The organism is Umezawaea endophytica (genome assembly GCF_025061645.1).
Classification (GTDB): Bacteria; Actinomycetota; Actinomycetes; order Mycobacteriales; family Pseudonocardiaceae; genus Umezawaea; species Umezawaea endophytica.
In genome coordinates this window covers 714,090-736,019 of the sequence record NZ_JANYMP010000001.1, presented here as the reverse complement: position 1 = coordinate 736,019, position 21,930 = coordinate 714,090, and the positions used below count along the sequence as shown (strand labels likewise).

Genomic DNA, 21,930 nt, shown 5'->3' with positions numbered 1-21,930 from the left:
GCGACCCCCTCCTGGTGCGGTCAGTCAGCCAGTGCCGTGCCGGTCAGGTCGAGGGTCATCGTGGCCGACGGGGTCGTCTCGTCCGGTCCGGGAGCGCCGGGGCACCCGCCGTCGACGCGCCCGGTGGTGAAGTACCCGACCAGGTCGGCGGCGCACTCGGGCACCCGGAGCACGGACCCGTGGACGTCGTCCTCGACGGTGTAGACCTTGCCGCCCACCGCGTTCCGCATCTCGGCGGTCCACTCGAACACCGACACGGTCTCGTGCCGGTGCCCGGCCAGCACCAGCGATCCGGTGCCGCGCCGGACGCGGTACTCCTGGACGGGCAGCGGCCACGCGCCGCACCCGGCCGAGAACCGCAGCGAACGACCGGTCACGGGGTTGTCCGCGAGGCGCTTCTCGAAGGCCGCCCAGGCGTGCTCGAAGTCGAGCCTGCTCGGGTCCTCGTTGCAGAAGGTCGCGCGGCCCATCGTCGAGTTCTGCCGTTCCGGCGTACCCGGCGGCGCGGGCTCGCGCGGCGGTCCCACCAGGATGTCCTTGACCGTCGGCGGCGCGGTCGGGCCGGTCGACTCCCGCAGCTCCTTGAGCACCGTTCCGGCCAGCGGCCAGATCTCCGAGGGCTGCACGGTGCTCACGGAGACGAGCGACCCGTCGACGGGCTCGGGGACGTCGGTGTACCGCCTGGGGTTGGTGTCGAAGTCCTGGACCATGGCCAGGACGGTGGCGCGCACCTGCTCCGGCGTGGCACCGAGGCCGTAGGTGTCGTGGTGCTCCGCGAGCCACGCCATCTGCCGGGCGGAACTGCGCTCGCCGGCCATCGCGCGGCCGTTCTCGAAGGCGTCCAGCCGGAAGTGCGGCGGCGCCACGCTGTCCAGGAACACCCGTCCCGCGGTGGCCGGGAAGGCGCTGCGGTAGACCGCGCCGAGCCACGTCCCCCAGGACACGCCGAGGAAGTCGAGCTTCGGCTCGCGCAGGGCGGCTCGCACGACGTCGAGGTCACGGGCGACGTTCTCCGCGGTGAGCTGCCCGAGGAAGGCCGGATCGCTCTCACCGCACGCCTTGAGGGCCGCGGACTCCCGGTCGAAGGAGGCCCTGGCCGCCTCCTTGGTGATCGGGCCCGGCTCCGGCTCCTCGCCTCCGGGACCGGGCGGGGAGCAGGTCACCTTGGTGCTGTAACCGACGCCGCGCGGGTCGAACCCGATCAGGTCGTACCGCCGGCCGAGCTTCCTGGTCTCGTCGTTCAGCAGGGTGAGCTGGACCCCCATCAGGTACCCGCTGCCGCCCGGTCCGCCGGGGTTGAGCGCGAGCGAGCCCAGCCGGTGGGCCTGGTCGGTGGCCTTGAGCCGGGTGATCGCGACGTCGATCTTCCGGCCGCGCGGTGCGCGGTGGTCGAGCGGGACGCTGACCGTGCCGCACTCCATCCTGGCGAGCTGGGGCCGGGCCTCCGGCAGCACCTCGTCGGGGAAGCCGATGGCGCGGAGCACCTCGTCGGAGTACGCCGGGCAGGTCTGCCAGGCGACGGTCGGCGCGGACCCGCCCCCGGTCGCGGCGGCCGGGACGACCGCGAGCGACGTCAGCGCGACGGCGGCGACCGCCACCGCGGAACCCTTGCGTTTCAGCACTTGTCGTCTCATGCGGTCAAGGCTGGCGCCGTCCGGCTTCCCCCCGCGTCCACCTCCGCGCCCATGATCACGTCTGTCGCGCGATGTACTCCGGGCGGCCGAAATACCTCTCCCGACGGACGCGGGCGCACGTGATCACGTCCTACGCTCGCGGGCCATGAGGGAGCGGCTGGGGGGATGGGCGCGCCTGCCCGCGGCGCGGAACGCGGTGCTCGCGGCGCTGCTGCTGGTCACGACCCTGGTGGTGAACGGCCCGAACGCCGTGTGGAGCGGCGACCTGGGGCCGACCCGGATCGTCGACGACTCGGACCAGGCGGCGGTCTGGTGGACGGCGTCGGTGGCCGTGGTGGTCGCGGTCGCGCTGCGCGGCCGGTGGCCGGTGCCGATGGCGGCGCTCGCCGCCGCGGCCGTCACGACCCACGTGCTGCTGCCCGCGCCGATCGCACTGGTCGACCTGGGCGTGCTCCTGCTGCTGTACACGGTCGCCCTCCGGCACCGGCGCGCGGTGTCCCTCGCGGTGCTGGGCTGCCTGGTGCTGCTGGCCACCGGGTGGGCCCTGGCCAACGCGCTCGCCAACCGGCAGTCCGCGGAACAGCCGCCGCCACCGCGCCCGCCGCGCGTCGTCCCGGCGCCGCCGCTGCCCAGACCGGAGCCGGTCTTCCTGCCCAGCGAGGACGCCTGGGACACCTCGCGCAGCGAGCTGACCGTGTTCGCGTCCGCACTGCTCGCCGCGTGGGCCGTCGGGTCGAGCACCCGCAGCAGGCGCGCGCACCTCGACGAACTGCGGGCACGGGCGCGGGAACTCGAACGGGACCGCGACCTCCAGGCGGCGTTCGCGGTGGCGGCCGAACGCGGGCGGATCAGCCGCGAGCTGCACGACGTGGTGGCGCACGGGCTGTCGGTGATGGTGATCCAGGCGCAGGGCGGCGCCGCCGCGCTGGACAACCGCCCGGCCGACACCCGGTCCGCGCTCGACGCCATCGTCCGCACGGGCCGCGAGTCGCTGGCCGACATGCGCCGGGTGCTGGCGGCGGTGGGCGCGGTCGACGACACGTGGCACCCGCAGCCGGGGCTGGCGCAGCTCACCGCGCTGGCCGCGCAGGTGCGGAAGGCGGGCACCCCGGTGGACCTCAGGGTCGACGGGACCACCGTGCCCCTGCCGTCCACAGTGGACCTCTCGGCGTACCGGATCGTGCAGGAGGCGTTGACCAACACCATGAAGCACGCGGGCAAGGGCGCGAAGGCCGAGGTCGTGCTGTCCTACGGGAAGGCGGAGGTCGGCATCAGGGTCAGCGACGACGGGCGCGGAGCGGCCGACCGGACGGGCGGCGGCAACGGGCTGCGGGGGATGCGCGAGCGGGTGCGGCTGCTGGGCGGCAGCCTCGTCGCGGGACCGGGCCCCGCCGGTGGGTTCGTGGTCCGCGCCGCCCTGCCGATCCAGGGGGGCGACGCGTGATCCGGGTGCTGATCGCCGACGACCAGACCCTGGTGCGCACCGGGTTCCGGATGATCCTGGAGAACGCGGGCGACATGCGGGTCGTCGGCGAGGCGGGTGACGGTGCCGAGGCCGCAGCCATGGCGTTGGACCTGCGACCGGACGTCGTGCTCATGGACGTGCGGATGCCCGACGTCGACGGGGTGGAGGCGACCCGCCGCATCTGCTCGGCGGACGTCGGCGCGCGGGTGCTGATGCTCACCACGTTCGACCTCGACGAGTTCGTCTACGCCGCCGTGCAGGCGGGCGCCAGCGGCTTCCTGCTCAAGGACACGCTCGCCGCCGACCTGCTGTCGGCCGTGCGCGTGGTCGCCCGCGGCGACGCCTGCGTGGCCCCCAGCGTGACCCGCAGGCTCCTCGAACGCCACATCGGCACGGGGTCCCCGCCCGCCTCGGCGGTGCTGGACGTGCTGACCGAGCGCGAACGCGAGGTGCTCGGCCTCATCGCCCGCGGCCTGTCCAACAGCGAGATCGCCGTCCACCTCTTCCTGTCCGAGGGCACCGTCAAGACCCACGTCAGCCGCGTGCTCGCCAAACTCGGCCTGCGCGACCGCGTGCAGGCCGTCGTGCGGGCCTACGAATGCGGACTGGTGCGCGCGGGAACGGCCTAGTGGCAGCCCTCGAGACCGCATGATTGCGGCTTTGCCTTGTGGTGAAAGGGAGTTGTTGCCGGAGTTGGTGACATCGCGGCGGTCGTACGGGCAGGATCAGGGGCGTGCGCAGTGCCGAACCACCAGACCGCCCCGACGGCGCGGGCGACGCCGTGCCGCCCCCGGCGGTCGACCAGCGGGCGAAACCGTCGGGTGGGAGCACGGCCGTGCAAGCGGGGCGGGACGTCACGTTCATCGCCGAGCAGCACGTCCACCAGTCCTCCTCGACCGGGGCACCGGCGGGTCGACCCGGTGGCCGGGCGGCGGGGGGCCGCGACGCGTTCGGCGAGCTGGTGGACGCGCTCATGGAGGTGGACTCGATCCGCGAGGACTCGGCGCGGAGCGTCGTCCTCTCCCTGCTGCCCGTGCGCATCGCGGGCGCGGTGCCGCACCACCCGCGCGCCAGGCTGCACGTGATCGGGTTGCTCCGAACCTGCCTCGACCACGAGGACGGCCTGCTCGAACTCGTGGCCGTGCTACGGGAACTCGAAGGGGATTCGCTTGCGATGCGCCGGTTGACAGCGCGAACGAGCGAATGGACAGGTCGTTAATGGCATTCTCGACCGGTCGCGATCCGACCGCGCCTGTTCCCGAGTTCCGGTAACAACCGCGCTCGTGCCGACGACTTAGCGAGGATGGCCGGACCTGAAACCGGCTCAGGAGAGGAAGCCGCGATGGACTGGGCGGAGGACCGCGCGGATCACAGCGCGCTCTGGCCGATAGTCCAAGCCCTCCTGCGGATTCCCAGTCTGACTGATGCGAGTGGCCGCAACCTGGTGGTCCGAATGGTGTGCGACGAACTCGACGAACGCCTTCCCGTCGAAGAGCACAAGAACGCGATCGGTCACCTCTACAGCATCGTCGAGGTGTGCGGACGTCGCCCGGACGGCCTAGCGACGTTGCAGGTGGTGATCGACCGGATCGAGCAGGATTCGAAGCCCGCGAGGGCGCTGCGCGAGATCATCGACCAGTCGACGGCGCTGAGCATGTTCCCCGCGGGGGAGCGGAAGAAGCTCTTCTCGCTGCTCGCCGGGGTCGTGGTGCCCAACATCGCCGACTACTACCACGTCGCCGCAGGTCCAGCCGCTCCGCGCCTGCGCGAGCAGACCACGTACCTGGAGGTCTTCCGCGCGCTGGAGACCCTCAACGCGGGCCCGAACGGGCTGCCGAAGCCACTGGTCTTCATCGAGCACGTCGCCACCATCGTCCGCCCCGAACTCGGGATCGAGTTACGCCGTTGGGTGGACAGACAGGCTGAGCAGCTCCATTTGATGCCAGAGTTGAAGGCCCTGCGGAACGATCTGCTGCACAGTTCGAAGACGTCGAGCCCACCGCCCCACGCGGAGGCCTACCTGGTGTTCCAATTGCAACGAGAGGGGGCCACTGGGGACCAATACCGGCTCTACCATTGGCGTCAGCTCGACTTGTCGACCGGGTGGTACCCGATACGAGGCGGTGACGAGGTGGGCAGTCTGGCTTCCATGAAACGCTCCGTCGCGACACTGATAGAACAGGTGGAGAGCGACTGGGCGCAGCACGTCCCGACGATCAACATCGAATTCATCCTGCCCGGTGAAATCCTGAACCTCGACGTCGACCAGTGGTCGTGGGAAGTGGAAAGCCTCATTCCGATGCCGCTCGGTTGTCGGTATCCGACGGTGGTGCGGAGCCTCGACCGCATGGTCACCAGGAAATGGCTCCGGTCGTGGAACCAGCGGTGGATCCAGCTCACCGAGCAGTTGAACGGCGCGGGCGTGCTCGACAGGTCCGGCATCTGCCAGGGCCACGCAGGCACCCCCGAGGGCATCCGCGAACTCGCGTCGACCTTCGAACAGCGGCCGAACCTCGTCGCGCTGGTGCTCAGCGCGCCACCCGTGCCGGAGACCCGCGGCCAGGACGAGGTCGCCGTCGGCCTGCGGGCCGGTGTCCCGGTGATCCTGTGGCACCGGGAGAACTGCGCGTCCGAGGAGTTCCTGGCCACCGCCCACTCGGTGTTCCACAACGACGACGACAAGGACACCATGCTCGAACGGGTTCGCCGCACCCGCGTGACCGCGTTCCGCGAAGGGCCGCGGAGCGGGCACGTGGGCAACCAGTTGACCATCCTTTGGGACGACCCGAAGAGGACCGTGACGCTGACCAACGCGGCACCACCCGAGGAGGCGGCACCGTGAGCGCCGGTATCGATTCGACGAGTTCCACCTCGGCCACCACGCCGGAGTGGCAGGTGTACCGGGGGACGGGGCTGATAGCCGATTCGCCGATCGAGGGCCTGCCCAAACCCCCGCCGTGGCGCCGGTTCACCGGCGAGGGCACGGTGCTCAGGCCCGCGGACGACCGGGGTGAGGGCGACCGGCACGTCGGGCGGGCGCTGAACACGCCGAGGAAGCCGAACGTCCAGGAGATAGCGATGGTGAACGCCGCCATCCACCTCAGGCGCCCGCTCCTGGTGACCGGCAACCCCGGCACCGGCAAGTCGTCGCTGGCCTACCTGATATCGCGCGAACTCGGTCTCGGGCCGGTGCTGAGATGGCCCATCACCAGTCGCACGACGCTGAAGGACGGCCTCTACCTGTACGACGCCATCGGGCGCGTCCAGGCCTCCGGCGGACGGCCGCAGGGCAACGACGCCGACATCGGCAACTACATCCACCTCGGACCGCTCGGCACGGCGCTCCTGCCGTACGACCTGCCCCGCGTCCTCCTGGTCGACGAGATGGACAAGGGCGACATAGACCTGCCGAACGACCTGCTCAACGTCTTCGAGGAAGGCGAGTTCGACGTGCTGGAACTCGTCAGGTTCGCCAAGAAGCAGCCCGAGGTCTCGGTGATGACCCGCGACCGGGGCGGATCGGCGGTCATCAGCCAGGGCGTCGTGCAGTGTCGCGAGTTCCCCATCGTGATCATCACCAGCAACGGCGAGCGGGAGTTCCCCCCGGCCTTCCTCCGCCGCTGCCTGAAGCTCCACATCGGCCCGCCCACCTACGAGCAGCTCGCCGGGATGGTCGCGGCGCACTTCGGCGAGGCCGAGGGGATCGACATCGCGCGCCTGATCAACGCCTTCCTCGACCGCAGCGCGGAACTCGGCGGCCTGGCCGCCGACCAGTTGCTCAACGCCGTCTCGATGGCCACGTCCGGCGCCTTCCAGGCCGACCACGACTGGAACAGCCTGCTGAAGGCGATCTGGCACCCGCTGGCGAACCCCACCGCGGAGTCGCCATGAGCAGATCACCGTTCGGCGACCTGCCAGAAGAGGACGACCTCGACCCGGTCGGCATCCACACCGCGCTCCTCCAGCAGTTCGAGAGCACCGCCCTCCCCGAACGCCTGCGCGCCGCCGACCTGACCTACCGGGAACTGCGCGACGGGCTCTGGCTGGCCCGGCGGCTTCCCCGACCGGTCGAGCCCGACCACCCACCCCAGCCCGCGGAGGACAAGAGCCCGCCCGAACAACCCGCTGTGGAAACCCCCCGCTTCGAGGACTCGGCGCCAGAACAAGACAATACTCCCGATGACATCGATCCGCCTACCTTTCTCGACAACGCGTCGGAGGCGGGCGGAAAAGAGGACTGGGAACCCCGAACGGCTGTTGTGAACTCCGGTTCGACGCTCTCGGAGGCGAATGGCGGGGTCGACGCCAGAGCGGCGTGGCCGACCATTCCCGCGCTGTCGGAAGCGGCCCGGATCTCCCAGGCACTGCGACCTTTCGCGCGGCGGTCGCCGTCACCGTGGCGGAAGGTGCTCGACGAAGAGGCGACGGCGATCCGGGCCGCTCAGGAAGAGTTGTGGATACCCGAGTGGAAAGCCGCAGAATGGCGGCGTTTCGAGGTCGTGCTGGTGATAGACGCCTCTCCTTCGATGGACATCTGGCAACGCACCGCGCACGAATTCCGCGAACTCCTGCTGCGCCAGGGAGCCTTTCGCAACGTCCGCTGCTTCTCCCTCGACGGGTCCCGGACGTCCGTGGAGGACCTGGTGCTGGTCCCGGAGAGCGGGACCGGTGCCCCGCGGCACTGGTCCCACCTCGTCGACAACACCGAGCGGCGCATCGTCCTCGTCCTGACCGACGCCATCGGCGCGGGCTGGCGCAACGGTGCCGCGGCGAGCCTGCTGCACCGCTGGGGCCGGACGATGCCGGTGGCCGTGATCCACATGATGGCGCAGCGCCTGTGGCACTGGGGCGGCCTGGTGGCCAAGCGGGTGCGCCTGTCCGCGCCACGGCCCGGCGCGGCCAACAAGCACCTCGTGGTGGCACCGGTCGACCCCGACCTGGCCGTGGACGGGGACGAGCGGTCCGGGATCGCGGTGCCCGTGCTGGGGCTGTCCGACGAGTGGTTCACCGGGTGGACGCGGCTCCTCACCGCGCCCGACGGCGAATGGATCGAGACGACCGCGGCGCTCGTCCACCTGAACGGTTATGAAATCCTCCCCGATCCGGTGACAGATCCGGCGCCGCTCACCGCTCGGGCGAGAGTTTTGCGCTTTCGCACCGTCGCGTCGGTCCAAGCGTTCCGACTCGCCGGTCTGCTCGCGGCGACCCCGATGAACCTCTCGACGATGAAGCTGGTCCAGCGTGTCCTCTTACCGGGTTCCACCTTGTCCACGCTCGCCGAGGTTATGCTCAGCGGTTTGGTGACGAGATCGGCTCCGCAGGGGTCGTCGACCGGTCGCGGTGTCGTCTCCTACGACTTCTCCGCCGGTGTGCGGGAAGAACTGCTGGCAGGGGGCACTCGGGCCGACACGGCGCGGGTCGCGCGAATCCTCGGCGACTACGGCGGTTCGGAGGTGTCCGCGCTGCGGAACTTCCGCGAGGCCGTCAACGATCCGGAGGAAACGGAGATCCCGCAGATCTCCGACGCGACGCTTCCTTACCTCCGGGTCCAGGAGGCCGTGTTCCGCGCTCTCTCCGGCGGATATGCCTCACGGGCCAGGGAATTGCGAAAACTGCTCAGAGTTGCCGACGAACGATCGTCCGACCAAGATGTGCGCGGAATGGAGTCCGGCGCTCTTGAGGAGGACGACGCGTTGACCACGGCTGACCCCCTGCCGCTGCCACGGCAGTCGGAGGACCGGCCGTTCACCGAAGGAGATTTCATGTCCATTAACGAAACCACTTCTTCGGCAGACCCGCGGGGCGGCACACCGAGGCGGCCGCAGGTGTGGGGTCCCGTCCCCTTGAGGAACCCGGATTTCGTCGGACGCAAACAACTCCTGGAGCAATTGCGCCAGCGCCTGATCGAACCGGGCGCGACGGCCGTCTTACCCGAAGCACTCCACGGAATGGGCGGTGTGGGCAAGTCCCAGACCGTGGTCGAGTACATCTACCAGCACGCCTCCGAGTACGACGTCGTGTGGTGGATCTCGGCCGAGCACCCGGCGCAGATCACCAGCAGCTTCGTCGAACTCGCCAAGCGGCTCGGCGTGCCCGCCTCTGGCACCGCGGACACCGCCGTCCCGGCCGTGCTGGAAGCGCTGCGCCGGGGTGAGCCGTACTCGCGCTGGATCCTGGTGTTCGACAACGCCGACCGCCCCGAACTGGTGCGCCCCTACCTCCCCGCCGGCTCCGGGCACATCGTCGTGACCTCCCGCAACTCCGACTGGGCCGGTGTCGCCAGGGCGGTCGAGGTCGACCTGTTCACCCGCGCCGAGAGCAAGGAGCTGCTGGGCATGCGCGGCGGCGCGCTGGACGACGCCGACGCCGACCGGTTGGCGGAAGCCCTCGGCGACCTGCCACTGGCGATCGAGCAGGCCGCGGCGTGGCGCGCGCAAACGGGCATGCAGGTGTCCGAGTACCTGGAGCTGCTCCAGCAGAACCGGATGGAGCTGCTGTCCACGGGGACCGCCACCGGCTACCAGCTCCCGGTCGCCGCGGCGTGGAACGTCCCGCTGGAAAAGCTCAAGAACGAGCACCAGGCCGCTCTCCAGTTGCTCCAGGTCTGCGCCTTCTTCGGACCGGAGCCGATATCTCGAAAACTCTTCAGCGGCGTACGCGGGACCCCGGTGCCAGAAGCACTCGACGAAGCGTTCGGTGACCCGATCAAGCTCAACCGGGCGATCAGGGAAATCAGCAAGTACAGCCTGGCAAAAATCGACCACCGGAACAACAGCCTCCAACTGCACCGATTGGTGCAGACGGTCCTGAAGAACCGGTTGAACGAAGACGAGCAGAACAAGATGCGGCATTCGGTCCACCTCCTCCTGGTCAACGGCGATCCTGGCGACCCAGACGCCTCGGCCAACTGGCCGCGCTACGCGGAACTCCTGCCCCACGCCACGATGGCGCTCGCGGTGCAGAGCAAGGACAAGTGGGTTCGCGAACTGATCCACAACCTGGTCCGGTACCTGCTGAACAGCGGTGACTACGGCGCGGCGCGCGACCTCGCGGTCCAGGCGGTCGACGCCTGGAAACCGCTGCTGGGCGACTCCGACCTCGACACCCTGGAGATGACCCGCCGCTACGCCATCGCCCTGCGCAGGCTCGGGCACACCGAGGAGGCCCAGCTCCTCAACGAGAAGACCTACGAGACCCTGCGGCTCACCGTGGGGGACGACCACGAGAACGTGCTGGGCATGCTCGACACGGTCGCCGCCGACCGCCGGTCCCAGGGGCTGTTCGCCGAGGAGCTGGAACTCCAGCAGGACGTCTACCAGCGGTCCCGCCGAGTCCTCGGTGAGGACGACCCGGCAACGCTGATCTACGCCAACAACCTCGCGAGCTGCTACCGCCTCATGGGCGACTTCTTCCGCGCCCGCGACATCGACGAGGACACGCTGCGGCGCCGCACGGCCGTTCTCGGTGCCGACCACCTGCTGACGTTCCGCTCGCTCAACGCGCTGTCCATGGACCTGCGCGAGTGCGGCCTGTACGTGGAGGCGGCCCGGCAGCAGGAGTCCACGCTGGCGAAGCAGATCGAGATCTTCGGCCGGGACCACCCCAGCATCATCGGCGCCACCAGGAACCTGGCCGTGGCCAGGCGCAAGGCGGGCGACCACGACGGCGCGAAGGAACTCGCCACGGACTGCTTCGACCGCTACCGCAGGCAGTCCGGCGACAGCCACGTCGACACCGTGACCGCGATGATGACGCTGTCGACCGACCTCCGCCACCTGCACGACATGGACGCGTCGGAGGAGCTCGCCGAGCGCAGCCACCGGCAGTTCAGCGAGGTCCGCGGTCCCACCCACCCCTACACGCTGATCGCCGCCACCAACCTGGCGGTCACCCTGCGGCTGCGCGGTGACGTGGAGAAGGCCCGCAAGCTGGACGAGTTCGCGTCGGTCTCGCTGCGGGAGGTCTTCAACAGCGACCACCCGTTCACCCTGGTGAGCACGACCAACCTGGCGAGCGACCTCGCCGCGCTCGGCGACCACACGACGGCGGAGACCCTGGACAGGGACACGTTCGACCGCTCGATCCGCGTGCTGGGGCCTGAGCACCCGTCGACGCTCGCGGTGGCGCTCAACCTGGCGATCGACCTCGGCCAGCTCGGGAAGGACGACGAGGCCGCGATCCTGCACACCAAGACCGTGACCAGCTTCCGCAAGGTCCTCGGCGACGACCACCCGGCCACGACGGCGGCGAGCCAGTCCGTCCGGGCCAACTGCGACACCGACACGATGCAGCTCTGACGCCGTGACCACCGACCGCCGGTCTTCCGGCTGGTCGGTGGAGCCCGCGCGGCCTGGGTCCGTGGTCACCTCACTGGCGCGGTGACCTCCGGTCTGGTCGGTGGAACTACACGGCTGGGTCCGTGGTCAGCGCACTGGCGCGGTGACCTCCGGTCTCCGCCGGGCTTTCCGGGCCGGATGGCGTAACCGCGCGGTGAAGGTTCGTGGTCACCGCATCGCCGGCGCGGTGACCACCTACCGCCGTGCGGTGGCCTGGGCCGCGGGGTGGGGGACGGCCGGGTCCAGCCAGGCCGCCAGCCGCGTCGGGTCGGGTGGGGTGCCGGTGCGGGTCAGCACGGCGTCGTGCACGGCTCGTGCCACCTCCGGCCGGGTCAGCAGCGCCGGTGACCGCAGCGCCATCCCCAGCCCCACCCAGGCGTCCCCGCCGTCGGGGTTCGACCTGAGGTGCCGCAGGTACCCGGCCGCCGCGCCCGCGCGGTCGCCCAGGGCGTACCTGGCGTCCGGGCCGACGGCGCCCGCCATCCGCTCGCGCCGGTCGGGATCGAGCACGAGAGCCTTCAGCAGGGCCGCTCTGCCCGTCTCGCCGCGTTCCCGGCTCGCGACGACGTCACCGGCGACGGACAGCGGTGACGAGGGCGCCAGACCGGCGGACCACCGCTCGACGAGCACCGCGACGTCGGCGGGCCGTGGCCGGACGTGCCGGAGACGCCAGGTCGCGTAGTGGTCTTCGAGGAGGCCGGTCACGGCCGCGGTCACGTCCTCCGGCACGTCGGCGGTCTCGCAGGCCGCCAGCCGCACCGACACCCCGGCGACGAACCGCCGTCCGAGGTCGGTGAGCCCCGCGGCGCCGCGCAGGTCGTCCACGGCCCGGCGCACCTGGCGGGCGCGCAACGCGAACGTCAGGTCGGCGCGCCGCGAGTGCGGCTCCGGGACCAGGCCGCGCTGCACGTGCCAGAACTCCACCACGCTGACGAACGCGTAGATCCCGTGCAGGGCACCGACGACGGGACGCGGATCGTCCCTCCAGCCCGCGTACCGCACCGAGGGGTCCGGCCCGTCGTGCAGCCGCACCAGGTCGGACAGCGCGTTGAGCTTCGAGTGCTGCACCTCGTGCACGAGCGCTTCCGCGAGTTCCGTCGCGGACCGCTTGGGGGACAGCGCGATCCCGCCGAACGCGGCGGAGGACGACGACGCGACCACCTGGAGGGCGGCGTCGATGGGGATGAGCGCGGTCAGCCCCGCGGACAGCTCGGCGGCGTAGCCGGGGTGCCACCGCACGAGCAGGCGCCACGCCTCGTCCAGGAGCTTGCGCCACTCGTCCACCTCCACGCCGTCCAGCGGACTCGGAGGCGCGAGGCCGGAGAACTCGCGGTAGGGGTCCTGGTCGTCGAGCACCACGTCGAGCGAGCGCCCGTCGGCGGTGCTCCGGTGCGTCCGCGCGGGCCGGAAGCCGCGGTCGAGGGTGGTGATCGACACCCGGCTGCCGAACGCGGTCAGCACCGCGCCGTCCGGGGAGGCGCGCAACTCCGCGTGCCCCACGGGGAAGCTGTCCTGCGGCAGCCGGAACTGCCCGACCGTGGGCAGCGTGACGGCACCGTGCACGACCGGCACGGGCAGGGTGGCGACGAGTCCGCAGCGCACCGCGCACGCGCCCGCGATGGCGTGCAGGACACCGACTTCCGACCACAGCGGGGTGCTGTCGTCCGCGGCGCCGCAGGCGTTGCGCAGCACCCTCGACGACCAGACGCCGACCGCCGGGTGCATCAGGACCGCCTCCACCACCTCCGGCGCGACGGCTTCGGCGTCGGCCAGCACGGTCCACGCGTGGTCCACGTCCGAGAACGGGCCGAGCGACCTCGTCGAGGAGTCCAGTGCTTCCAGGAGGGCGCGAAACATCAATTTGCGGAGGCTGTACTGACCATTCCGCAAAAATGCCATTCCTGTTCCGTCGATCGGCCCGGAGCAGATCTGGTCGAAGACGGATCTGGGCAGGCGGTGAGTGCTCGGTTCTCGTCCGAGCGGATCGGATCCGCTAGTCACGCTGGGATTGGACCGCGTCGTCGTGCTCGCCGAGTCGCACCCCCGCGATGGTGCGGTGCACCGCCCTGTCCAGCACCGACGACGGCCTGTCCCGGAGCGCGCGGAGGGAGGTGCTCGTGAGGTCGACGACCTCCGACGGAAGATCCGATGCTGAATTCGTCATCACGTCAACTCCTCCGTGCCCACCCGAGTGATTCCCATGATGCCCGAGCCGAGGACATCCCGGTAACGGCCGGTTGGCTGTCATCGTGCCCTTTCGGGATCAAAAGTCGCCGCCGAATGCAGCAATGCCGGGCGCGGTGGCGTGAAAAGGGGGATGTCGTGCGGACCGGGGGAGCGCGGTGGCGTCGGACGGGCCGATCGACGCCGTCGGGGCCGCCTGCCCGCCGCGGGTCGACCGCTCGTGGTCCCGGCTCACGCGAGCACCTCCGGCACCGCCGATCGGGTCGGCCCGCCACCAGCGCAACCCGTACGGCCCAGCGTCAGCACACGATCCGGGACTGTGCCGGGCCGCGTGGGCTGCCCGACAATCGAGCCATGTCCGAGAACACCGAAGTGGACGGTCGGCCCGCCGTCCTGGTCGTGGGGGCCGGGATCTCCGGGTTGGCCGCGGCGCGGGCCTTGCGCGAACTGGGCCACGCCGTCACGGTCCTGGAGGCGCGCGACCGCGTCGGCGGGCGGATCTGGACCGACCGGCACGGCGTCGACCTCGGCGCGCACTGGATCCACGGCACGGACGGGAACCCGATCACCGAGCTGGTCGAGGACCTGGGCATCCCGTACAGCTACGTGGGCGGGGACAGCGCTTACACCGGTGGCTTCGACAGCCTGGACCTGTTCGCCGCGGACAACCGGATCGCCGACCACAGCAGCAAGAGCCGGACCAGGGAACTGGCCGACGACGTGCTGCACGAGCTGGAGCGGCGTGCCGAGACCGCGCGCAAGGGTCAGCACCCGGACATCCCGCTCGGCGAGGCCGTCCGGCAGGTCCTGGCCGAGCGCGGTCTGTCCGCCGAGGACGGACAGGCGGTCCGCTACCACCTCAACGTGATCCTGCGCGAGGACGTCGGGGAGGACGCCGACAAGCTGTCGCTCAAGTTCTGGGAGGACGGCTACCTGGTCTACGGCCACGGCGACAGCACGCTGCACCAGGGCTACCAGTCCGTTGTGGACGCACTCGCCGAGGGGCTGGACGTGAGGCTGCGCCACGTGGTCACCCGGATCGACACCGGAGCGGGCAAGGCGCGGGTCACGACCGACCGCGGTGACTTCGAGGCGGACAAGGTGCTGGTGACGGTGCCGCTCGGTGTGCTCAAGGCCGACGTGGTGCGCTTCGAGCCCCCGCTTTCCGAGTCGAAGCGGTCGGCCATCGCCCGGTTGGGCTTCGGCACCCTCAACAAGATCGCGCTGCACTACCGCGAACCGTTCTGGCCCGAGGACCAGTACGTCTTCGGGTACCTGTGCCGCGACACCGACCGCTACCCCACGGTCGTCATCAGCATGTGGAAGTCGCACGGCAAACCGGTTCTGGTGATGCTGCTCGGCGCCTCGCTCGGCCGCGAGCTGGAGACGTGGTCCGAAGAGGACGTCTCGGCCTACGCCACCACCGTCGTCGGGGACATCTTCGGCGCCGGAACCCCGGCGCCCGAACACCTCTCGCGCACCGCGTGGTCCACGGACCCGTTCGCCCGCGGCTCGTACACCTGCATCGGCGTCAACTCCTCGTCGAAGGACATCGGCACGCTCGCCGAACCGGTCGGCGACCGGCTGTTCTTCGCCGGTGAGGGCACGAACCCCTACCACTGGGGCTGCGTGCACAGCGCGTACGAGTCCGGCAGGCGCGAAGCCGCGCGGATCGGCGGCGACCCGACGCTCTACGCCCCGCCGAGCACCGGCGCCTCCCGCCGCCAGACGCGGAACACCGACCGCATGCAGCGGTTCGTGCGGATGCGGATGACGCACATCAGCGAACGCGACCTGGCCGCGCGGGTGGCGTGCCTGCGGGAGAGCGCCGATCCCCACGGGGTGCGGCTGTTCGCCCCGCTGGCCGACCCCGAGCTGGAGACGCTCGCGTCGATGTTCGACGAGATCCCCTACAGCGCAGGCGATTCCCTCTGCCGGGAGGACGACACCGCGCACGGGGTCTTCCTCGTCACGAGCGGTGAGGTCGAGGTCGACTTCGGCGGGATCTACGAACCCGCGCTGCTCGGCCGCGGCGCGCTGCTCGGCCACCACGACCTGTTCTTCAACGCCCGCACCACATCCGTCACGGCGCGCAGCGACGACGTCGTCGTGTTCTACCTGGACCACTACCGCTACCAGAGCTTCCTGCACGCGTTCCCCGACGTCCTGATGCTGATGATGTCGGACCTGGTCACGCGGTGGGAACAGGTGGAGAGCGCGCTCGGTTCCGCGACGCTGCCGATCGCGCGCCGGGAAACCGGTGTGGGGTAAGCGATCCGCGTCGGTGGACGAGCGTGGTCCACCCGCTGTCACTGCCCGTAGGAGTAGCGGAGGTCGGCGAAGAGGAGCTGGTTGAGCCGCTTCCTGAGGTGTCCTGTCTTGCTCCGGTCCGGGGCCTCGTCCGGGGTGAGCAGGGTGAACCCCAGCGAGGTGCCCCCGTCGCCGGAGGGCGTCAGCACGAAGCGCACCTGGTCGTTCGGCCTGCTGGGCCACAGCGAGGACCACACCACCCGGCCGGGCGCCTCCGCGGCCAGTACCACGGGGTCGACCTCGTCGGGCAGCAGGACCAGCCACGGTCGGGCTCCCGGTCGGCGGGGTTCCACGAGCGACTCCCAGACCACCAGGGGAGGGGCGGGGAGCGTGCGCGTCCGTGAGCCGATCTCGATCACCCGTGCAGCCTAGACCCGTTGCGCCGCACCGGGGAGCCGTCTCATTTGAGTTGGTCCTGACAGGTGGTGTGGGTGGTCCGGACCTTCTCCGACCAAGATCGACATCACTAGACTCCGGACAGGGCGGTGACAACCGCCCAAGCGTGAACCTCTTGGAGGACACACATGAGATCCACCCGCAGTGCCGTCAGGCTGTTGGTCGGCCTGGTGGCCATCCTGATGCTGATGGGCAGCGCTCCGGCGCTCGCCAGTTCCGGCGGCGGTACGAAGCCGACGTGGGAGCTGCGCGACATCGACCAGCAGATGTGCGTCACGTCGGACTACGGCCACCCCAACACGTACTACGTCGCCCCGGTCTTCGGCACCTGGTCGAGGACGATCCAGACCGGCATCCGGAAGCTGCCGCCCGGATCGAGCAGCATGGGCGGCACCACGCTCCCGCCGGGCTCCAACACCGGCAGCGTCATCGTCGGGTTCGTCCACGTGTCCATCGCGCCCGCGCCGGTCGGCGTGTACACGCCGGAGGTCTGGGCCACCGACGGCGTGGTCACCCAGGCGGTGCCGGTGAAGCTCGAGATCCTGGACGACTGCTACCCGTGATCTGATCCGGAGTGGCGGTGGTGGCGGCCATCGTCATTCCGACGACCGGAGGGGGAGCGAGCGGACCGAGTCCGAAGTGGACTCCGCCGTCCGGGTCGCTCAGCGGGCAGGCTGCGGCTCGGCGCCCTGCCTGCGCACCATCTCGGCGATCCAGTCGGGCGCGAACGGGGACGTGCAGTTCGGGGGAGTCGGGTAGTCCTTGAGGACCTCCAGGCGCTCGCCGATTGAGATCGCGCGGGTGCGGTGCGCGGGGTGGTCGATCCCGATCTGGGCCAGGCAGTGGTTCATCGCCCACTGGAGGCGGTCCGGGGCGCCCTTCATCTCCGCCTCGACGACGTCCAGCAGTCCCGACAGGTCCAGGCCTTCCGGCTTCTTGGCCACGCGTTCGGTGGTCAGTGCCCAGCCCGCGCTCGCGACCACCGGGTCCGGATCGGCGAACCAGGCCACCCGCAGCACTTCGGCGTGCGCGTTCTTCTTCACCACGTAGTTCACGAGCCAGTCGTGCACCTTGGGGGTGCGGGCTTCGCGGAGCATGGCGTCCAGCTCGTCGCGGTCGAACGCCTTCGGACGGCAGACCAGGAGCGCCAACAGCCTCGCCGCGGTGTCGTCCGTCCGCCAGAGCTGCCGCGCCAGGTCTTGCTGGGTCTTCAGCCTCTTCGCCAGCGCGCGCAGCTTCCCGAGGTTCACGCCGTGGTCGTCGCCGTGCTTCTCGTTCACCTGGCGGATCCTCGGGTCGGCCAGCTCGGCCAACTCGGCCATCACCTCGGTCACCGTCACCTGGTCCTCCTGCTGTCGTGGTGCGGTGCAGCCTACGAGGTGGCCGGGAACACGAAGCCCTCGTCCCGGATGTACTGGTAGCCGACGCTGGTCTGGTCCTCGGCGCACGCGTCGGTCACGCACGTGGCGTTGTCCTCGCGCTCGGCGTTCCAGAACAGGCGCAGCGGCACCGTGCCGGGGCGTCGCTCGGCGTAGACGTAGCCCTCGTCGCGGAGGAAGCCGTAGCCCGCGAGCTTCTGCTCGCCCGCGCACGCCTCGGTGCCGCAGGTGGCGACGTCCCCGCGAACCTCGTTCCAGAAGGTCTTCAGCGGCACCGTGCCCTCCTCGCGGGTGGCGAGCACGAAGCCCTCCTGGCGGACCGCGCCGTACTTGGCTCGGTTCCGGCCCAGGCAGTCCTCGCTGGGGCAGGTCGCGTTGTCCTGGAGGTCGCCGTTCCAGAACAGCCGCAGCTCCTTCCGGGCCGCCGGCTTGGGCGCGGACGTCGTCGGCGACGGCTTCGGAGCGGTCGTCGTCGGCGCGGAACTGGACGCGGGGGCGGGCGGGGTCGAGCTCTGCGACGACTTGGCCGGGCCGCCGCTCGCGGTGCCGGACAGCGGCCACTTCTGCCAGACGACCGCCCCGCCCGCCAGCAGCGCGACGACGGCCGCCGCCGCGACGGCCACCAGCCCCCACCGCGGGCCCCGGCGCGCGGGCGGCGGCGTCACGGGCGGCTGAGTCACGGGCGGCGGACCGACCAGTGACTGCTCGCCCGCGGCGAACACCGAGGTCGGGTTCGGTCTGGGCACCGCCACGCGGATCGTCTGCTCCTCCGGCGGCTGGGAGTGCGGGCCCGCGGGCAGGTAGCGGGCGACGGCGGTGCGCTGGTCGTCGATCATCCGGTGGACGGCGGGGAGCCAGGGGCGCACCGACGGGGGGACCGGGTGCGCCAGGTCCAGGACCTGTTCGGGCGTCGGGCGCCTGCTCGGGTCCTTCGCCAGGCACCGCTCCACGATCAGGAGCACGCGCGGCGGGAGCGCCGAGAGGTCGGTGCGGACGCTCACCACGTTGTTCAGGGTCTGCAACGTGGACGCGCCGGTGAACGGGCTCCGGCCCGTGCACGCGGCGGCGAGCACCGCGCCCAGGGAGAACACGTCGCTCGCCGGGCCGAGCGTGCCGTCCTCGATCTGCTCCGGCGACATGAACCCCGGCGAGCCGACCATGGAGCCCGCGCGGGTGAGGTTGTTGCCGGGGTCGTCCACGGCCTTGGCGATGCCGAAGTCGATCACCCGGAGGCCGTCGTCGGTCAGCAGCACGTTGGACGGCTTGAGGTCGCGGTGGACCAGGCCGACCCGGTGGATCTCCATCAGCGCCGTCGCCAGTCCGGCCGCCAGCCGCAGCGCGGACTCCTCCCGCAGCGGCCCGGCGGTCGCCACGGCGTCGTGCAGCGACGGACCCGGCACGAACACCGACGCCAGCCAGGGGACGTCCGCGTCCGCGGCGGCTTCGACGACGGCGGCCGTGTACGCCCCGGAGACCTTCCTGGACGCCTCGACCTCGCGGCTGAAGCGGACGCGGAACCCCTCGTCCCCGACGAGGGAGACGTGGATCAGCTTGACCGCGACGAGCCGCCCGTCCGGCCCGGACCCCAGCAGCACGCGGCCCATGCCGCCGCGGCCCAGTTCGGCCAGGATCCGGTATCGGCCGATCGTGGTCGGGTCGGACGCTCCGAGCGGCTTCACGGCTACCCCTTCGCCCTGGTCGGGTGGGCGCCGCGGATCCGGGCGCTCCGGCGATCTTCCGCCGGAGCGCGCCCCGGTGAGACCGTGCCCCATCCTACGTATGATCAACTTCGCGCGAGCACGGCCTTCCCGTCGCGGGTAGACCGACCGGTCCTCTGTGGACGCGCGCCGCGACCCCTGGTGGACCGGTTTCCGACGTGGACTAGGCGTTGGCGCGGCGGAGGCGTTCGGACGCCTGGGCGCGAACGGCCTCACCGGACACCGGGGGATCGCCGTGCAGGGCTTCCCAGCGGGCGTTGTGCGCCGCGGTCCACAGGCTGGCCGCCCACGCGACCTCCAGCTCCTCCTCGGTGAACCGGCGGCCCCTGAAGTCCTGGTAGGCCACCAGGAACGCCGCCGAACTCGCGATCGGCGCCAGGGTCGGCGGCGAGGCGCTGGCGAACGCCCCGCACGCCGCGCCCACCAGCGCCGCCTCCGGCTGCCACGCCAGGCTGTCCCAGTCGTGCACCGCCCACACCCGGCCGTCCCGCCAGCGCAGGTTCTGCGCTTCGAAGTCGGCGTGGCCCAGCACGCGCGGCAGGTCGGTGGCCAGGAGGCGCTCGCGGGCCCGGACCGCCGCGTCGACGACGTGCGCGGGCACGGCGGACTGGTCGCGCGCGTCGAGGAACCCGATCGCGGGCCACAGACCGGGATCCGCGTGGTCCCACCGCGCCCAGCGCGGGTTCGGCAGCGGTGGCGCGACGGCCACGGCGGCCAGCTCGGCCATCAACCGGGCGAACACGGACGCGCAGCGGGTCGCGACGTCCGGCGAGTCGCCGCGCAACTCCTCACCGCCGGGCCGGAACACCTCCGCGTGCACGGCCAGCGCGCCGACGGCCACCACCGGCGTGACCGGTGCTGGACAGGGGAACCCGCGTTCCGCCAGCCGGGCCTGCGCGGCGACGCACGACGCGGCCCGGCCGTCGTCCTCCCGCGCCTTCACCACGACGTCCCGCCCGCTCGCCAGGCGCAGCCCGAACACCACCGAGATCGAGCGCAGCTCGAACAGCACGTCGGCGGGCTCGGCCCCCAGGTGGTCGGCGCACCAGGCGGGCAGCCAGTCCGGCAGGTCGTCCGCGGTCACGGCGCGGGGCGGTCCGCGCTCAGCGCGCCGAGCCGGGTGAGCGCCTCCGCGCTCGCGCTGCCGGGGGACGCGGTGCCGACCAGGAGCTGCTGGCCGGGCGCGTCGCGCACGTCGAAGGTCTGGTACGTCAGCTCCACCCGGCCGACGACGGGGTGCACGAACACCTTCACGGTGCGGTGCAGGCCGCTGGTGCTCTGGCTCTCCCACAGCGCCCGGAAGTCCGGCGACTCCCGGCTCAGCTCGGCGACGACGGCCCGGATCCGCTGGTCCGCGGGGAAGTAGCCCGCGTTGAGCCGCAGGGCCTGGACGGTGGCCGCGGCGAGGTCGCGCCACTCGGTGAAGACGACCTGAGCCTGCGGGTGCGTGAAGAGCACCCGCAGCATGTTGTCCGTGCCCGCGAAGGGGGACAGCAGCGCGGCGGCGATGGTGTTGGTGGCCAGGACGTCGAAGACGGGGCTGAGCACGTACGCCGCCGACGCCGGGAACGACTCCAGCAGGTCGAGCAGGGACGGGTGCACCAGGTCGCGGGCGCTGTGCACGGACAGGACCGGGTTGAGGCCCGCGATCCGGTAGAGGTGGCCGCGCGCGTCGAGGTCGAGCAGGAGGACCCGGCCGATCGCGTCCAGCACCTGTGCGGACGGGTTGCGCTCGCGCCCCTGCTCCAGCCGCGCGTAGTAGTCGCCGCTGATGCCCGCGAGCACGGCGACCTCCTCCCGCCGCAGACCCGCGACCCGACGGCTGCTCCCGCCCGCGGGCAGGCCGCGGTCGGTGGGGTCGATCAGCGCCCGGTGCGCGCGCAGGAACTCACCGAGCTCGTTGGCCCTCGCAGTGCCCATCCGCCCAGCCTAGACGGGTCGTGCCGCCGTGGCGGGGTGTGGCGCACCCACCCCCGGACGTCCTTCCGCGGCCACGGGGGAGCGGGGAGGGTTCGGTGCGCAGGAGCCGCTTGACGGGAAGGACCGACCATGACCACCGAGCACGCCACCACCCCGATGTCCGCCGAACGGGCGGTGGAGAACCTGATGGCCCGGTACAGCTACATGGCCGACGCCGGGGACTTCGCCGGTCTCGGCGCGCTGTTCGCCGACGCCGAGTACTCGTTCGACGGCCGGGTCCTGCGCGGCGCGGAGGAGGTCGAGGCGTTCGCGCGCGGGACCCTGTTCCTGCACGAGGACGGGACGCCCCGGACGAAGCACGTCGTCACCAACATCCTGATCGAGGTCGACGAGGCGGCGGGTTCCGCCACCGCGCGGGCCTACTACACGGTCTTCCAGTCGCTGCCGGACTTCCCGCTCCAGGCCGTCGCGGGCGGCGAGTACCTGGACCTGTTCCGGCGCACCGACGGCACGTGGCGCTTCGCCCGCCGGGACGTGTCGGCGACGATGTTCGGCGACCTGAGCAGGCTCATGGACCTCCCGTCCTGA

At 71.3% G+C, this 21,930-nt stretch carries 17 protein-coding genes; 9 read left to right on the top strand and 8 right to left on the bottom strand.

All coding sequences use genetic code 11. The annotated features are described in order from the left end of the window. Positions 1–20: 20 nt before the first annotated feature. Entirely contained in the window at positions 21–1,634 is a 1,614-nt protein-coding gene (locus tag NZH93_RS02880; protein WP_259621287.1) for an alpha/beta fold hydrolase, read from the bottom strand. Between the two features lie 145 nt (positions 1,635–1,779). On the opposite strand from NZH93_RS02880, the gene NZH93_RS02875 reads away from it, so the two are divergent. The 6 genes from NZH93_RS02875 (at position 1,780) to fxsT (ending at position 11,396) form a co-directional block, all read left to right on the top strand. Further along, positions 1,780–3,078: a sensor histidine kinase gene (locus NZH93_RS02875; RefSeq protein WP_259621286.1), complete on the top strand. Its 1,299-nt coding sequence runs from the start codon at positions 1,780–1,782 to the stop codon at positions 3,076–3,078. Further along, complete coding sequence (locus NZH93_RS02870; RefSeq protein WP_259621285.1) at positions 3,075–3,728, top strand: response regulator; 654 nt, start codon at positions 3,075–3,077, stop codon at positions 3,726–3,728. The genes NZH93_RS02875 and NZH93_RS02870 overlap by 4 nt, the downstream gene beginning before the upstream one ends. A 104-nt stretch (positions 3,729–3,832) precedes the next feature. Beyond that, positions 3,833–4,318 carry an effector-associated domain 2-containing protein gene (locus NZH93_RS50495; RefSeq protein WP_259621284.1) on the top strand — a complete coding sequence of 162 codons (486 nt, stop codon included), beginning with the start codon at positions 3,833–3,835 and terminating at the stop codon, positions 4,316–4,318. 84 nt (positions 4,319–4,402) lie between these two features. Continuing rightward, positions 4,403–5,941: a VMAP-C domain-containing protein gene (locus NZH93_RS02860; RefSeq protein WP_308214158.1), complete on the top strand. Its 1,539-nt coding sequence runs from the start codon at positions 4,403–4,405 to the stop codon at positions 5,939–5,941. After that, the gene (locus tag NZH93_RS02855; protein ID WP_259621282.1) at positions 5,938–6,990 is read left to right on the top strand and encodes an AAA family ATPase; all 1,053 of its coding nucleotides are present in this window, start codon (positions 5,938–5,940) and stop codon (positions 6,988–6,990) included. The genes NZH93_RS02860 and NZH93_RS02855 overlap by 4 nt, the downstream gene beginning before the upstream one ends. Next, complete coding sequence (gene fxsT, locus NZH93_RS02850; RefSeq protein WP_259621281.1) at positions 6,987–11,396, top strand: FxSxx-COOH system tetratricopeptide repeat protein; 4,410 nt, start codon at positions 6,987–6,989, stop codon at positions 11,394–11,396. Before NZH93_RS02855 ends, fxsT begins: the two co-directional genes overlap by 4 nt. A gap of 234 nt (positions 11,397–11,630) precedes the next feature. Here the strand turns inward: fxsT and NZH93_RS02845 are convergent, their stop codons facing one another. Beyond that, positions 11,631–13,292 carry an HEXXH motif domain-containing protein gene (locus NZH93_RS02845; RefSeq protein ID WP_259621280.1) on the bottom strand — a complete coding sequence of 554 codons (1,662 nt, stop codon included), beginning with the start codon at positions 13,290–13,292 and terminating at the stop codon, positions 11,631–11,633. Positions 13,293–13,428: 136 nt separating this feature from the next. Beyond that, positions 13,429–13,599: a hypothetical protein gene (locus NZH93_RS02840; RefSeq protein ID WP_259621279.1), complete on the bottom strand. Its 171-nt coding sequence runs from the start codon at positions 13,597–13,599 to the stop codon at positions 13,429–13,431. Between the two features lie 374 nt (positions 13,600–13,973). On the opposite strand from NZH93_RS02840, the gene NZH93_RS02835 reads away from it, so the two are divergent. Further along, positions 13,974–15,890, top strand: coding sequence for an FAD-dependent oxidoreductase (locus tag NZH93_RS02835; RefSeq protein ID WP_259621278.1), 1,917 nt, complete (start codon positions 13,974–13,976; stop codon positions 15,888–15,890). Positions 15,891–15,928: 38 nt separating this feature from the next. Here the strand turns inward: NZH93_RS02835 and NZH93_RS02830 are convergent, their stop codons facing one another. After that, the gene (locus NZH93_RS02830; protein ID WP_259621277.1) at positions 15,929–16,288 is read right to left on the bottom strand and encodes an SRPBCC family protein; all 360 of its coding nucleotides are present in this window, start codon (positions 16,286–16,288) and stop codon (positions 15,929–15,931) included. A gap of 165 nt (positions 16,289–16,453) precedes the next feature. Between NZH93_RS02830 and NZH93_RS02825 the strand changes: the two genes are divergently transcribed. Next, a complete protein-coding gene (locus NZH93_RS02825; RefSeq protein ID WP_259621276.1) occupies positions 16,454–16,888 on the top strand; it encodes a DUF5980 family protein in 435 nt (144 codons plus the stop codon). 99 nt (positions 16,889–16,987) lie between these two features. On the opposite strand, the gene NZH93_RS02820 is transcribed toward NZH93_RS02825, so the two are convergent. The 4 genes from NZH93_RS02820 to NZH93_RS02805 form a co-directional block, all read right to left on the bottom strand. After that, the gene (locus NZH93_RS02820; protein ID WP_259621441.1) at positions 16,988–17,647 is read right to left on the bottom strand and encodes a DNA alkylation repair protein; all 660 of its coding nucleotides are present in this window, start codon (positions 17,645–17,647) and stop codon (positions 16,988–16,990) included. A gap of 50 nt (positions 17,648–17,697) precedes the next feature. Beyond that, a complete protein-coding gene (locus NZH93_RS02815; protein WP_259621275.1) occupies positions 17,698–19,383 on the bottom strand; it encodes a serine/threonine-protein kinase in 1,686 nt (561 codons plus the stop codon). 202 nt (positions 19,384–19,585) lie between these two features. Further along, positions 19,586–20,506 carry a phosphotransferase gene (locus NZH93_RS02810; protein WP_259621274.1) on the bottom strand — a complete coding sequence of 307 codons (921 nt, stop codon included), beginning with the start codon at positions 20,504–20,506 and terminating at the stop codon, positions 19,586–19,588. Beyond that, complete coding sequence (locus NZH93_RS02805; RefSeq protein WP_259621273.1) at positions 20,503–21,342, bottom strand: helix-turn-helix domain-containing protein; 840 nt, start codon at positions 21,340–21,342, stop codon at positions 20,503–20,505. The genes NZH93_RS02810 and NZH93_RS02805 overlap by 4 nt, the downstream gene beginning before the upstream one ends. 129 nt (positions 21,343–21,471) lie before the next feature. On the opposite strand from NZH93_RS02805, the gene NZH93_RS02800 reads away from it, so the two are divergent. Further along, the gene (locus NZH93_RS02800; protein WP_259621272.1) at positions 21,472–21,930 is read left to right on the top strand and encodes a nuclear transport factor 2 family protein; all 459 of its coding nucleotides are present in this window, start codon (positions 21,472–21,474) and stop codon (positions 21,928–21,930) included.